Consider the following 14540-nt stretch of genomic DNA (forward strand, 5'->3'; position numbering starts at 1 on the left):
TTACGCATTCTTTATTCCCCGCCCCACCCCTCGATCTCGCGCCTTTACAGCCTCCCTGCAGACAATCACCCCACACGCGGCAATACGCCGTAACACGGAGAACTTCCATGAGCGTTCTGGACGGGGTGTCACTGCTATTGGCAGTGGGGCTGTTCATTTATCTGTTGGTTGCGCTGTTGCGCGCGGACCGGAACTAGGAGCGGCTATGCACAGTTATGACTATTGGCTGATCCTCGCCTTCTTCGCCGTGGTGCTGATCCCGGCACCGTTTCTGGGGCGCTTCTACTACAAGGTGATGGAAGGGCAGCGCACCTGGCTTTCGCCGATTCTCGGGCCGGTGGAGCGTGGTTGCTATCGGGTGGCCGGCGTCGATCCGCAAGCCGAACAGAGCTGGCAGAAATACACCCTGGCCTTGCTTGCCTTCAACCTCGCGGGTTTTTTGCTGCTGTTTGCGATCCTGCTGTTTCAGGATCACTTGCCGTTGAATCCGCAAAACCTGCCGGGGCAGGAGTGGACGCAAGCGTTCAATACCGCCGTCAGCTTCATGACCAATACCAACTGGCAGTCCTACAGCGGCGAAGCGACCCTCAGCTACTTGAGTCAGATGGTCGGCCTCACCGTGCAGAACTTCGTCAGCGCCGCCACCGGGCTTGCTGTGTTGGTTGCGCTGTGTCGCGGCATCGGTCGCAAATCCACCAAAACCCTGGGCAACTTCTGGGTCGACATGACCCGCGCCACCCTCTACGGCCTGTTGCCGTTGTGCCTGTTGCTGGCGCTGTTTCTGGTCTGGCAGGGCGTGCCACAAACCTTCGCCCACTACGTGAACGCCGTGACCATGCAAGGCGTCGATCAGGTGATCCCGCTCGGCCCGGCCGCCAGCCAGATTGCGATCAAACAACTGGGCACCAACGGCGGTGGCTTCTTCGGCGTCAACTCGGCGCATCCGTTCGAGAACCCGACGGCCTGGAGCAACCTGTTCGAAGTCGCCTCGATCATTCTGATCCCGGTGGCACTGGTGTTCACCTTCGGCCATTACGTGAAAGACCTGCGTCAGAGCCGCGCGATCATCGCCTGCATGCTGGCGCTGTTTTTGATCGGCGGCGCGACGTCGCTGTGGGCTGAATACCAACCCAATCCGACCCTGGCCAACGTCGCCGTCGAACAGACTGCACCGCTGGAAGGCAAGGAAGCGCGTTTCGGCACCACCGCTACAGTGTTGTGGTCGGTGACTACCACTGCGGCGTCAAACGGTTCGGTCAACGGCATGCACGACAGCCTCAACCCGCTGAGCGGCATGGTCGCGATGATCAACATGATGGTCGGCGAAGTGATCTTCGGCGGCGTCGGTGCCGGGCTCTACGGCATGTTGCTCAACGTGCTGATTGCGGTGTTCCTCGCCGGGCTGATGATCGGCCGCACTCCGGAATACCTCGGCAAGAAACTGCAAGCCCGGGAAGTTCAGCTGCTGGTGGTGACCTTGCTGGTGATGCCGGTGGGCGTGCTGGTGCTGGGTGCGATTGCCGCCAGCCTGCCAGGCCCGGTCGCGGCGGTGAGTAACCCCGGTGCTCACGGTTTCAGTCAGTTGCTTTATGCCTATACCTCGGCCAGTGCCAACAACGGTTCGGCGTTCGGCGGCTTCGGTGCGAACACCGCGTTCCACAACCTGATGCTGGGCCTGGGCATGTTGATCGGGCGCTTCGGCTACATCCTCCCGGTACTGGCCCTGGCCGGCAGCCTGGCGATGAAGAAAACCGCGCCGATTGGCCAGAACAGTTTCCCGACCCACGGCCCACTGTTCGTCACCCTGTTGACCGTGACCATTTTGCTGGTGGGTGGTTTGACCTTCTTGCCGACCCTGGCGTTGGGTCCTATCGCTGAACACCTGAGCCTGGGCTTCTAAGGAGTCGATGATGAATATGCCCGCAACGAAAGCCGCCGTCGTCAAGGCGCCGGAACAACCGAAAACCGCGATTTCGGCCCTCTGGCGTCCGGCGCTGGTGCAAGCCTTCGTCAAGCTCGACCCACGGCAATTGCAACGTGCGCCGGTGATGCTGGTGGTGGAACTGACCGCGATTTTGACCACCGTGCTGTGCTTCATTCCCGACAACGCCGTGCCGACTTTCGTCGCCGCGCAAATCGCGTTGTGGCTGTGGTTCACCGTGTTGTTCGCCAACTTCGCCGAAGCGCTGGCCGAAGGTCGCGGCAAGGCCCGCGCCGATAGCCTCAAGGCCGGCAGCGAAGGCTTGAGTGCCCGGCGTAAAAACGCCAATGGCAGCTTTCAGATCGTGCCGGCGACCAGCCTGCGCAAGGACGATGTGGTACGCGTCGAAGCGGGGGAGATGATTCCCGGTGACGGCGAGGTGATCGAAGGTATCGCGGCGGTCAACGAAGCGGCGATTACCGGTGAATCGGCGCCGGTGATTCGCGAATCTGGCGGTGACCGTTCGGCTGTCACCGGCAATACCCGACTGGTGTCCGACTGGCTGCTGGTGCGCATCACCGCCAACCCTGGCGAGTCGACGCTCGACCGCATGATCGCCTTGGTCGAAGGCGCCAAACGCCAGAAAACCCCGAACGAAGTAGCGCTGGATATCCTGCTGATCGGCTTGACCCTGATCTTCCTGCTGGTAGTTGTGACCCTGCAACCGTTCGCTCACTTCGCCAATGGCAGCCTGCCGCTGGTGTTTCTGGTGGCGTTATTGGTCACGCTGATTCCGACCACCATTGGTGGCTTGTTGTCGGCCATCGGTATCGCCGGGATGGACCGTCTGGTGCGCCTGAACGTGATCGCCAAGTCCGGTCGCGCCGTGGAAGCGGCGGGGGACGTGCACGTCCTGTTGCTGGACAAGACCGGCACCATCACCTTCGGCAACCGTCGCTGCTCCGCGATCTATGCCGCACCTGGTGTCACCGCCAAAGAGCTAGCCGAAGGTGCGTTGTTCGCTTCGCTGGCGGATGACACCGCGGAAGGCAAATCCATCGTCGAGTACCTGCGCGGTCTTCACCCACAACCGGAGCCGTCCGCCGAGGTGCTGACCGCCGTGCCGTTCAGCGCTGAAACCCGCCTGTCTGGTGTCGACTATCAGGGCCGGGTCTACCGCAAAGGCGCGGTGGATTCGCTGCTGACCTTCGTTGGCCTGAAGCGCGCCGATCTGGCAGCGCCTCTGTCCCGGGAAATCGACAAGATCGCTCAGAGTGGCGGCACGCCTTTGCTGGTGTGCGCTGACGGCAAATTGCTCGGTGTGATTCATCTGAAGGACGTGGTCAAACCCGGCATCCGCGAACGTTTCGCTGAGCTGCGCAAACTGGGGATTCGCACGGTCATGGTCACGGGCGACAACCCGCTGACCGCTGCTGCGATTGCTGCGGAAGCAGGCGTGGATGACGTGCTGGCCGAAGCCACGCCGGAGAAGAAACTGGCGCGCATTCGTCACGAGCAGAACGACGGTCGGCTGGTCGCCATGTGCGGCGACGGTGCCAACGACGCCCCGGCCCTGGCCCAGGCGGACGTGGGCATGGCGATGAACGACGGCACACAAGCGGCGCGGGAAGCGGCAAATATGGTCGACCTCGACAGCGACCCCACCAAGCTGCTGGACGTGGTGCAAATCGGCAAGGAATTGCTGGTGACCCGCGGTGCGCTGACCACCTTTTCCATCGCCAACGACGTGGCCAAGTACTTCGCGATCTTGCCGGCGCTGTTTGCCTCGATCTACCCGCAATTGGGTGTGCTCAACGTCATGCACCTGAGCAGTCCGCAGAGCGCGATTCTGTCGGCGATCGTGTTCAACGCCTTGATCATTGTGGTCCTGATTCCGTTGGCGCTGCGCGGCGTGCGGGTGCAGGCGGTGAGCGCGGCGGCGTTGCTGCGACGCAATCTGCTGATCTATGGGCTGGGCGGGATACTGGTGCCGTTCGTGGGCATCAAGGCGATCGACATGCTGTTGACGGTGTTGCATTTGGTTTGACTTGCGCGGTGCGCCAGTTGCGCCGCCTTCGCGAGCAGGCTAGCTCCCACAAAGGCACCAGATTCCCCCGTGGGAGCGAGCCTGCTCGCGATGAATGCGCCACGTTGCACCTGACTGAATGCTGTATTTGTTATCCGAATCGAGGATTGTGAAATGTCCACACTGATACGTCCGGCCCTGAGCCTGCTGATGCTGATGACCCTGATCACCGGCGTCGCTTACCCCTTGGTCGTCACCGGCATCGCCCAGGTTGCCTTCCCGGACCAGGCCAACGGCAGCCTGGTGCGCGACGCCGACGGCAAGGTCCGAGGCTCGTCGCTGATCGCCCAGGATTTCGTCGGCGACGCCTGGTTCCACCCACGGCCATCGGCCGGTGCTTTTGCTACCGTGTCGAGCAGTGCCAGTAACTTCTCGCCAAGCAATCCGGCCCTGGCCACTCGGGTTATCGACGAGGCCAATAAATTGCAGGTAGCTGGTCAGGGACCGGTTCCGTTGGCCATGCTGACCACCTCCGGCAGCGGCCTCGATCCGCACTTGCCACCGGCCGCGATTGCCTATCAACTGGCGCGTGTCGCGGCGGCGCGCAATCTGCCGGTGTCTACGCTTGAGCAACTGCTGGACGCGCACATCGAGCAGCCTTTGGTGGGGCCACCGGTGGTGAATGTGTTGGCGCTGAATAGGGCGCTGGAAAAACTGTAGATCGGTGGCGCCGCCAATCGCGGGCAAGCCCGCTCCCACAGGAGGTGATGGTGGATACAAAATTTGTGACCACCATCGATCCCTGTGGGAGCGGGCTTGCCCGCGAAGAGGCCCTGACAGTCACTGCATCAACATCAAAATGAGAGAGAACTTCAAGCATGAGTGACTCCGGCCGCGCCGACGCGCTGTTAGCAGACCTGCCCCGCGATGGCCGTGGCCGGCTCAAGGTATTCCTTGGCGCAGCCCCGGGCGTGGGCAAGACCTACGCCATGCTGCAAGCCGCCCACACTCAACTGCGCCAAGGCGTGAAAGTCATGGCCGGGGTGGTCGAAACCCACGGTCGCGCCGAAACCGAAGCGCTACTGGCTGGCTTGCCGCAACAACCGTTGGTGCGCTCGGAATACCGTGGTGTGATGCTCGAAGAAATGGACCTCGACGGTCTGCTAGCCGCCAAACCGAAACTGGTATTGGTGGACGAACTGGCCCACAGCAATGCCCCCGGCAGTCGTCACGCCAAACGCTGGCAAGACATCCAGGAATTGCTGGCCGCCGGCATCGACGTGTTCACCACGGTCAACGTCCAGCATCTGGAAAGTCTCAACGATCAGGTGCGCGGTATCACCGGTGTACAAGTGCGCGAAACCCTGCCGGACTGGGTGCTGCAAGAAGCCTACGAATTGCTGCTGATTGACCTGCCGCCGCGCGAGCTGCTGGAGCGTCTGCGCGACGGCAAAGTCTACGTGCCGGAGCAGGCGCGGGCGGCCATCGATGCGTTCTTCACTCAGACCAACCTCACGGCCCTGCGCGAACTGGCGATGCAAACCGCCGCCGCTCAGGTCGATAACGATCTGGCCCAGGGGTATCGCCAGTTGGGGCAGGCAGCACCGGCCGTGCGCGGTCGCTTGCTGGTGGGCGTCGATGGCGATGCTCAGGCCGAGCGCTTGGTGCGTCACGCCAGTCGCGTCGCCCAGCGCCGGCATCTGCCGTGGAGCCTGGTGCATGTGGACAACGGTCGTGTGCGCGACGAGCAATCGCGTCTACGCCTGCAAAGCGCTCAACAACTGGCCGAACGCCTCGGTGGCGAAGTGGTGTTGCTGCGCGCGGGCGAGGTAGCGAAAACCTTGATCCAGCACGCCGCTGAACGACGCGCCAGCCTGGTGCTGGTGGGCCAGTCGCGTCAGCGTTTGCGTCGACGGTTGTTTGGTGGCGGTCTGGCGTCTCGTTTACTGCGCGATGCTCGCGGGCTGGAAATCAACGTGCTCGACAGCGATCACGAACAGCATCAACCGCGCCAACGCTCGGCGCAGTCGCTGGTCTGGTTCGACTACGCGTTGGCGCTGGTGGCGACGGTGCTCGCCAGTGCCTTGGCCTGGGCGGTGTCGAGCGTCTTGCCGCTGCCGAACATTTCGCTGGTGTTCCTCGCGGCGGTATTGCTGGTGGCGGTGCGCAGCAGCCTTGGCCCGGCATTGGCCTGCGCGGCACTGTCGTTTCTGACCTATGATTTTCTGTTCATTCCGCCGACTTTCTCCTTCAGCATCCAGCGCGAAGAAGATGTGCTGACCTTGCTGTTCTTCCTGCTGATGGCGGCCCTCACCGGCAACCTGGCGGCGCGGCAACGGCGACAATTGCAGGCCCTGCGCGACACCCAGGAAGAAACCAGCGAACTGCTCGACCTGTCGCGCAAACTCACCGCCGCCACCGACCGTCAGGCTGTGGTCAGCGCTGCGGCGCAACACCTCAATGGCTGGACCGATCTGAAACTGTGCCTGCTCAATCGCGATGGCCAAAGCGGCTGGAAAGTCGAAACCGGTGGGCCGCTGGAGTTCTCTGAAGCCGAGCGCGCCGCCGCCGATTGGGCCTGGCAACATGATCAACCGGCCGGCGCGGGCACCGGCACCTTGCCGTTCGGGCGCTGGTGGTGGTGGCCGTTGTCGGTGGACGATGGGCCGCTGGCATTGCTCGGCGTGTGTGCCAAAGAAGGTCAGACCTTGAGCGGCCAGCGGCGGCGCTTGCTGACCGCACTGAGCCAACCGCTGGCCCAGGCATTGGCTCGCGCGCAACTGGCCGATGACCTTGAGGCGGCGCGCTTGCATGGCGAAACCGAGCAATTGCGCAGCGCGCTGCTGGCCTCGGTGTCACACGATTTACGCACGCCGCTGACTTCCATGCGCGGCAGCATCGACAGCCTGCTGGCGCTTGGCGAGGCGATTCCCTTGGAGGACCGCCGCGAACTGCTCGAAGGCACCCGCGATGAAGCCGAACGGCTGGATCGCTACATTCAAAACCTGCTGGACATGACTCGCCTCGGTCACGGCGCCTTGAAGCTGGCGCGGGACTGGGTGTCGCCGGCAGACATCGTCGGCAGTTCGCTCAATCGCCTGCGTGCGGTGCTGGCGTCGTTGCAAGTCATTACCGAAGTGCCGGCCGAACTGCCGCTGCTCTATGTGCATGCCGCGTTGATCGAACAAGCACTGGTCAACGTGCTGGAAAACGCCGCGCGTTTTTCTCCGCCCCACGGACGTCTTGAGTTGCGCGCCGGGGTCGATGACAGCGAGCTGTTTTTTTCGGTGAGCGATGAGGGACCGGGGATTCCGCAGGAGGATCGGGCGAAGATTTTCGACATGTTCTACACCGCCGCGCGCGGCGATCGCGGCGGGCAGGGCACCGGGTTGGGCCTGGCAATCTGTCAGGGCATGGTCGGTGCCCATGGCGGGCGGATCAGCGTCGCCGACGGCATTGAAGGGCGCGGCACCTGCATCACGCTGCACCTGCCGTTGCAGACTCAGCCGGGATTGGACAGTGAAGCCTGATCTCGCCTGCGCTACTCTCTTGCCACTTCTTTGTGTTGATATGAATTCATGAGCCAGACCGCGACCATTTTGGTCATCGACGACGAACCACAGATCCGCAAATTCCTGCGCATCAGCCTCGCCTCCCAAGGCTACAAAGTGCTGGAGGCCGGCACCGGCACGGAAGGCCTGACCCAGGCCGCATTAAACAAACCCGACTTGCTGGTGCTCGACCTCGGCCTGCCGGACATGGACGGCCAGCAGGTGCTGCGCGATTTTCGGGAGTGGTCGACGGTGCCGGTACTGGTGCTCTCGGTGCGCGCCAGCGAAGGGCAGAAAGTCCAGGCCCTGGATGGCGGCGCCAACGACTACGTGACCAAGCCGTTCGGCATCCAGGAATTTCTCGCCCGAGTGCGCGCGTTGCTGCGTCAGGCGCCGACCGGTGAGGCCCAGGAAGCGGCGCTCAGTTTCGGTCCGCTCACCGTGGACCTGGCGTATCGCCGGGTGCTATTGGACGGCGCCGAAGTGGCGCTGACGCGCAAGGAGTATGCGGTACTGGCGCAACTGGCGCGGCATCCGGGGCGGGTCATCACCCAGCAGCAATTGCTCAAGGACATCTGGGGCCCGACTCACACCGAAGACAGCCACTATCTGCGGATAGTGGTGGGGCACTTGCGGCAGAAACTGGCGGATGATCCGACTCAGCCACGGTTCATCGTTACCGAGGCGGGGGTGGGGTATCGGTTGTTGAGTGAGGGTAGTCTTTAGTTTTTGTGGTGGCTGATCCTGCGCCATCGCGGGCAAGCCCGCTCCCACAAAGTTTTGTGGCGGTCACATAATCTGTGAACACCCGGAACACTGTGGGAGCGGGCTTGCCCGCGATGAGGCCCTTTGATTCACCCAAGAACCTCAAGATTCCCGCTCACTCTCATACCGATCCAGCGTATCCCGCGCAATCTCACGCCCCAGCGCGATCAACTCACGGTGCCTTGTAAAACTCGAAAAACCGGCACACCCGCTTGGGCACGTTGATCAAGATATCCGGCGGATACCCGGCAATCTTGTACTGCGCCAATGACGTCTGCATCACCTCGAAACTCTGGTTGATCAGGTCCAGCAAGGACGCCGGCCCCACATTGTCGATGATGAACGACCCGGTGGCGGATTTGGGTGCGCCATTGCTTTCCGGGGCTGCCGCCGGTTGCTGGCCTTCGGGTTCGGCGGATTCGATCCACGGATTAATCTCGGCCGCTTCTGCCATCAACGCTTCCTTTTCCAGCAGCAGCAATTGTTCCGCCTGTTTGCGGCGGAAGGGCAATTTCGAGCCCAGCGAGTTGATCAGACTGTCGAAGCGGGTCTTGAACGCGGCCGGGCGCTGGATCACCGGCAGTTGATAGTGGCGTTGGTTGGTGGAGTTGAGGTTGACCGCGATGATCAGGTCGCAATGGCTCGACACCACCGGCACGATCGGCAACGGGTTGAGGATACCGCCGTCCACCAGCATTCGATTGCCCTGCATCACCGGCGTGAACAGGCTGGGGATCGCCGCCGAGGCGCGCATGGCCTGGTGCAGGCAGCCTTCCTGAAACCAGATTTCCTGCTGGTTGGTCAGGTCCGTGGCCACGGCGGTGTAGGGAATGCGCAGGTCTTCGATGTTGATTTCGCCGACGATCTTGCGGATCTGCCCGAAGACCTTTTCCCCGCGAATCGCGCCCAGGCGAAAGCTGACGTCCACCAGACGCAAGACGTCGAGGTAATCCAGGCTCTCGATCCAGTCGCGATAATCGTTGAGTTTACCGGCGGCATAGATCCCGCCGACCACCGCGCCCATGGAGCAACCGGCGATGCAGGCGATGTCGTAGCCGCGCCGTTCGATCTCTTCAATGACGCCGATATGGGCGTAGCCCCGGGCGCCACCCGAGCCCAACACCAGTGCGACACGCTTTTTCATGAATCGACCTCTCTGACAAGGTTCAACAATGCACCTATCGAGGGGCAAGCTTCAATCGCTATGGTCGCTCGGCGGGGCGATAGCGTCGTTTTTTGACACTCAATAAAGGCGAATGGGTATCCTCGCGAGCGCTATAGTTTCCACTGCGGGTCCAAGGCACTTTTCACGCGCCAGGCCGTCTTAGCTGCACGACTGTTTATTATCTTTGAGGTGTGAGTGATGAAAGCCTGGATCTGTGTGCCGTTGATTGCCCTGGCACTCGCCGGTTGTGCCGGTAAAACCGCCTACCGTGACAGCTGCGGGAGCCAGCTCGACGCCGCCTGGCGTGAACTGGACCTGGCCAAGGTCGAGGGCTTTGCCGGGACCGTCAGCTACTCCAAGGCGCTGTCCTTGCTGACCGGTGCCAAGACCCAGCAGCAATTCGAAGCCTATGAGGGTTGTACCAAGAAGGCCGAGAAGGCGCGCTTCTACATCCGTGAATCCCGCGCCGGCCGTTGAAGCATGATGTAGCACACTTGGGGTAATTCGATTCAGGGAGCAAGCGATGTCTGCCTTGGTTGATCGGTTGGTGGCTCATGTTTTGAGCCTGGACGTTCGCTTGCTCGCCTGTCAGGCACGCTTGAGTGCGCGTACCGACTCTGAAGCGCTGCATGATCTACGCACCACCGTGCGGCGTTTGCGCAGCTTGCTGCGGCCCTTGCGCGGTTTGCCCGGGGTCGAGCAACTGGAAGCGGCGGCGTCCCGGGTGGGTGATCTGACCACGCCGTTGCGCGATCGCGAAGTGCTGGCGGCGTACTTGCTTGAGCACGATCAACCCGAGGCCGCGCACCGGCGCATGGTGCGGATGGAAGAAGCTTATCCCCTCGTGGCGACGAGCCCGGAGGTGGCGCAGATGCTGATGATCCTCGACGCCTTTCCACGTTTCCTGCGGGCTTCCCAGCGCCAGGGTTTGCTCAAGGGCTTGCGCAAGCGCATCGAAAAACGCCTGGGCAAACAATGGAAGAAACTCGACCAGGCCCTGCATGACCCCGCCCATGACCGCCATCGCCTGCGCCTGCTGATCAAGCGCGTGCGCTATGGCATCGAAGCCTACCCCGAACTGAATCGTTTGCCGGAAGCGGCCTTGCCCAACCTGAAATCGGCCCAGTCCGCTCTGGGCGATTGGCACGACAGCTGGCAGTGGCTGGACCGCGCCAAAGAAGAGCCCGATTTGCAGCCGTGTGTCGCGGTCTGGAAAACCACCTTGGCCAAGGCTGAAGAACGCGCTGACCGCGTCCTCGACAAATTCAGCGCCGCCTGCTTCAAATCCTGAATACCCCGCTCCCACATTAGTTTGTGTGTTCAATGTTGGCGCGGCTCATCTGTCAGTGATTTTGGCCGGAATAAGCGCTGTGTCGGCTTTGCGGGCTGGTTAAGATCGTTCCATCCATTTTTTCCCTCTGAGGTTCCCATGCGCTTTTCCGATCTGCTCGACGCTGTTCGCAGCCAGCCGCAAGAGCTGTCTATTCCGGCCGAATGGGGTCAGGGGCGGGCGAGTTTTGGTGGGTTGATAGCCGCCTTGCAATACGAAGCCATGCGCGCAAAAGTCCCGGAGGATCGTCCGGTGCGTTCGCTGGCAATCACCTTTGTCGGTCCGGTCGAACCCGATGTGCCGGTCAGCTTTGAAGTCGATGTGCTGCGCGAAGGCAAAGCCGTCAGCCAGGTGCTGGGCCGGGCGATGCAGAAGGGCCAAGTGGTGACGTTGGTCCAGGGCAGCTTCGGCGCCTCGCGACCTTCCGAAGTGGCGGTCACGGCCAACGCTGCGCCCGAGATGAAGCACTGGGACGACTGCCAGGAAATGCCCTATATCAAAGGGGTGACCCCGGAATTCATGCGTCATTTGGCAATGCGCTGGAGCATCGGTGGCCTGCCGTTCACCGGCAACACCTCCCGCGAGATGGGTGGTTGGGTGCGCTTGCGCGGGGAGGTGAAGGACGAGGCGGTCAGCGAGGCGCATATTCTGGCGCTGGTCGACGCCTGGCCGCCGTCCTTGTTGTCGCATCTGAAGAAACCGGCGGCAGGCAGCACGCTGACCTGGACCATCGAATTCGTCCAGCCGTTGCTGGCGTTGAGCACGCTGGACTGGTGCAAGTACCTGGTGGAAATCGAGTATGCCGCTGACGGCTACGGGCACGCCGCCGCAAAACTGTGGAGCGAAGACGGTCAGTTGATTGCCATGAGCCGGCAGACCGTGACAATTTTCGCCTGATACTCGTAGGCTACGCCTCCAGATGATGACCGTGACGCTGCAAGCCCAGGGCGGCGAGCAGGCCGATGACGCCGATCGCGAAGCTCGCCAGATCCAGGCTGAACACTCCCGAAACCATCAGCAAAAACGCCACGATGAACAACGGCACGGCAATCAGGTGCAACACCAGATTGGTCGGGTGCTGGTGATTATTCGGGTACGCTCGCCATTGCCAGGCGGGAAGGTGGGGATGACGTTTGCCCATGATGTTTATCCTTTATTCGTGAGGCGCTTGAATAAAGAATAGGCCTGGCAAAAGCTGTCGGCGAATCAAGGCTGGCTATCGAAGTGATAGGGGTCATGGGCAATATTGATGTTGACCGGGCTGACGCCTTCGCGAGCAAGCCCGCTCCCACAGGTAATGCGCAAATTTTGAAATAACGCTAATCCTGTGGGAGCGGGCTTGCCCGCGATGGGGCCGTCACAGTTTAAGTTGCCCAATGGCCTTGCTCAATTCCCCCGCCAACATCGCCAACTCATTGCTGGTAATCGCCGAATTCACGGTCTGCTGCACGGTGTTTTCGGTCACGTCGCGAATGCTCACCACCGCCCGATTCATCTCTTCCGCCACGTGGCTCTGTTGCTCGGCCGCCACCGCGATCTGCGTATTGCTTTCACGCATCTGCGCCACCGCAGTGGTGATTTCGGCCAGAGCCACACTGGCTTCCTGAGCTTGTTGCATGCAGTCGTCCGCCTTGTACGAGCTTTCCTGCATGAAATCCACCGCATCCCGAGTGCCGGCCTGCAGCGCTGAAACCATGGTGGTGATCTCGTCGGTAGACGCCTGGACTCGCTTGGCCAGGTTACGTACCTCATCGGCGACCACCGCAAACCCGCGGCCCATTTCACCGGCCCGGGCCGCTTCGATGGCGGCGTTAAGGGCCAGCAGGTTGGTCTGTTCGGCAATGCTGTGGATCACGCTGACCACGCCGTTGATCTTCTGGCTGTCCTCGGCCAGACGCTGAATCATCTCGGCCGTTTGCTGCACGCCAGTGGACAACCCGCCAATCGATTTCTGCACCCGAGTGACCACTTCCTGACCACTGCCGGCCAGGGTGTCGGCAGTTTGCGAGAGGTCGCGGGTGGCGCCGGCGTGTTGGGCGATGTGATGGACCGTGGCAGTCATTTCATTGATCGCCGTGGCGGCCTGATCGGTTTCGCTTTGTTGACCGAGCATGCCGTGACGCACCTCGTTCATACTCGACGCCAGCCGCGCGGCACCGACATCCAGTTGCCGAGCGGTGTTGGCGACGGTGTTGACCACCCGCTGGTAACCGGCCTGCATGGCATTGAAGGCGTTGGCCATTTGCCCGACTTCATCCTTGCAAGCCAGTGGCACGCGGGCCGACAGGTCACCGGTTTTCTCGACGTGGAGCATCACGTCTTTCAAGGTGTTGAGCTGGCTGAGCAGGAAGCGGATCAACAGTTGCGACGCGCCGAGCATTGCCAGCATCAGGATGAACACCGCTACCGCGTAGTGGGTGAAACGTTCGCCGAATACTTGGCTCAGGCTCGGGCCATAGGCAATCACCGCGGCTTGTTGACCGTCGGGGCGAGTGAATACCTCGGCGCCCATCAACGGGTTTTCACCGAACAGCGGCATAGAGTTGATTTCGGTCCACCCGTTGGTATCGGTCAGCTCCAGCAGCGGTTGCCCGTTCAGTAACGGCGCTTGCCCGCGATTGAAGGTCAGCAGGTTATCGGCCTTGGGCAGCGGCTGTCCGGCAGGCCAGGCGTTGAGCAATCGCGTCTGGACCTGGGCCGACGCCTGGGCGGCGTGGCTGCGGGCCTGCTGCTCGAGCTGCACGGCGTACAGCACCAGCAACAGGGTGGTAACGAAGGCGACGGCGTTGACCGCCCAAAATTTGTATTTCAGCGAGATGTTGCTAAGCCAGGCACCCATGGAGGTCTTCTCTGATAGCGGAAACAGTTTTGGCAAGGTGCCATTATTGTGCCGCTATGCAGGACTTCGACTCTTGATGTGGATCAACATCCTCCGCTCCCACAGGGATTTGTGGTTATTGGGCGATTGAGGGCAGACCGAAGAACGCTCGCGCACAGGCCGTGCTGTGAGCAGCCAAATCTTCCACCGTTTCCCCACGATGCAACGCCACCTCCCGCAACACTTCGATCAGATACGCCGGCTCGTTGCGACCATTTTTCGGCTTGGGTCGCAGACTGCGGGGCAGCAGATACGGCGCATCGCTCTCCAGCATCAAGCGCCCGCGTTTAATCTCCTTGACCAACGGATGTAAGTGCGTGCCTCGGCGTTCATCGCAGATCCAGCCAGTGATGCCGATGTGTAGATCCAGGTCGAGGTAGCTGAACAGTGCCTTTTTCTCACCGGTGAAACAGTGCACCACGGCGGCTGGCAACTGGTCGCGGTAATCACGCAGGATCTCCAGCAATCGTTGGCTGGCATCGCGCTCATGCAGGAACACCGGCAATTGCAGCTCGACCGCCATCGCCAGATGTTCTTCCAGGACTTTTTCCTGTTGCGGGCGGGGCGAGAAATCACGATTGAAATCGAGACCACATTCACCCACGGCCATTACGTTCGCCTCCTTGAGCAAACTGCGCAGACGCTGAGCACTGTCGGCGTTCCAGTCACTGGCCGAGTGCGGGTGAATACCGGCCGTAGCGAATAGCCGTTGAGCGCTTTCGTCCAGTTGCTGGCACAGTTCCAGAGCCTGTTCGCTGCCCTCGATGCTGGTCCCGGTGAGCACCAGTTGGCAGACCCCGGCAGCATAAGCACGGTCGAGTACAGCCTGGTGTTTGTCGGCGAAACTGGGGTTGGTCAGGTTGACGCCGATATCGATGAGTTGCATGGTGCTACCTCGGACCAA

11 protein-coding genes and 2 pseudogenes are annotated in these 14540 nt (G+C 61.6%); 9 read left to right on the forward strand and 4 right to left on the reverse strand.

Annotation, left to right across the window (positions count from 1 at the left end):
- Positions 1–107 precede the first annotated feature (107 nt).
- The 6 genes from kdpF to PSH65_RS08700 all read left to right on the forward strand — a co-directional run bounded on the left by kdpF (position 108) and on the right by PSH65_RS08700 (position 8224).
- Positions 108–197, forward strand: a complete 90-nt coding sequence (kdpF, locus tag PSH65_RS08675) for a K(+)-transporting ATPase subunit F (RefSeq protein ID WP_007899818.1) — start codon at positions 108–110, stop codon at positions 195–197.
- A gap of 8 nt (positions 198–205) precedes the next feature.
- The gene (gene kdpA, locus PSH65_RS08680; RefSeq protein ID WP_305425832.1) at positions 206–1900 is read left to right on the forward strand and encodes a potassium-transporting ATPase subunit KdpA; all 1695 of its coding nucleotides are present in this window, start codon (positions 206–208) and stop codon (positions 1898–1900) included.
- Positions 1901–1910: 10 nt separating this feature from the next.
- Positions 1911–3968: a potassium-transporting ATPase subunit KdpB gene (kdpB, locus tag PSH65_RS08685; protein WP_305425833.1), complete on the forward strand. Its 2058-nt coding sequence runs from the start codon at positions 1911–1913 to the stop codon at positions 3966–3968.
- Between the two features lie 153 nt (positions 3969–4121).
- The gene (kdpC, locus tag PSH65_RS08690; RefSeq protein ID WP_305425834.1) at positions 4122–4667 is read left to right on the forward strand and encodes a potassium-transporting ATPase subunit KdpC; all 546 of its coding nucleotides are present in this window, start codon (positions 4122–4124) and stop codon (positions 4665–4667) included.
- A 158-nt stretch (positions 4668–4825) separates the two neighbouring features.
- Complete coding sequence (locus PSH65_RS08695) at positions 4826–7477, forward strand: sensor histidine kinase KdpD (protein ID WP_305425835.1); 2652 nt, start codon at positions 4826–4828, stop codon at positions 7475–7477.
- Between the two features lie 48 nt (positions 7478–7525).
- On the forward strand, positions 7526–8224 hold the full coding sequence (locus PSH65_RS08700; RefSeq protein WP_305425836.1) for a response regulator: 699 nt from the start codon (positions 7526–7528) through the stop codon (positions 8222–8224).
- Positions 8225–8365: 141 nt separating this feature from the next.
- On the opposite strand, the pseudogene PSH65_RS08705 reads toward PSH65_RS08700, so the two are convergent.
- A pseudogene (locus PSH65_RS08705) lies at positions 8366–9407 on the reverse strand (patatin-like phospholipase family protein).
- 219 nt (positions 9408–9626) lie between these two features.
- Between PSH65_RS08705 and PSH65_RS08710 the strand changes: the two are divergent.
- The 3 genes from PSH65_RS08710 (at position 9627) to PSH65_RS08720 (ending at position 11655) form a co-directional block, all read left to right on the forward strand.
- A complete protein-coding gene (locus tag PSH65_RS08710) occupies positions 9627–9905 on the forward strand; it encodes a hypothetical protein (protein WP_095055823.1) in 279 nt (92 codons plus the stop codon).
- Between the two features lie 46 nt (positions 9906–9951).
- Positions 9952–10719: a CHAD domain-containing protein gene (locus tag PSH65_RS08715; protein ID WP_305425837.1), complete on the forward strand. Its 768-nt coding sequence runs from the start codon at positions 9952–9954 to the stop codon at positions 10717–10719.
- 138 nt (positions 10720–10857) lie between these two features.
- A complete protein-coding gene (locus tag PSH65_RS08720) occupies positions 10858–11655 on the forward strand; it encodes an acyl-CoA thioesterase II (protein ID WP_305425838.1) in 798 nt (265 codons plus the stop codon).
- A 13-nt stretch (positions 11656–11668) separates the two neighbouring features.
- Here PSH65_RS08720 and PSH65_RS08725 read toward each other — a convergent pair.
- From PSH65_RS08725 to PSH65_RS08735, 3 genes and pseudogenes are all read right to left on the reverse strand, one after another.
- A pseudogene (locus PSH65_RS08725) lies at positions 11669–11899 on the reverse strand (Mpo1-like protein); the annotation flags it as partial.
- A gap of 216 nt (positions 11900–12115) precedes the next feature.
- Positions 12116–13597, reverse strand: a complete 1482-nt coding sequence (locus PSH65_RS08730) for a methyl-accepting chemotaxis protein (RefSeq protein ID WP_305425839.1) — start codon at positions 13595–13597, stop codon at positions 12116–12118.
- A gap of 115 nt (positions 13598–13712) precedes the next feature.
- Positions 13713–14522, reverse strand: a complete 810-nt coding sequence (locus PSH65_RS08735; RefSeq protein ID WP_305425841.1) for a TatD family hydrolase — start codon at positions 14520–14522, stop codon at positions 13713–13715.
- Between the last annotated feature and the right edge of the window lie 18 nt (positions 14523–14540).

It is taken from the genome of Pseudomonas sp. FP603 (assembly GCF_030687415.1).
Taxonomy (GTDB): Bacteria; Pseudomonadota; Gammaproteobacteria; order Pseudomonadales; family Pseudomonadaceae; genus Aquipseudomonas; species Aquipseudomonas wuhanensis.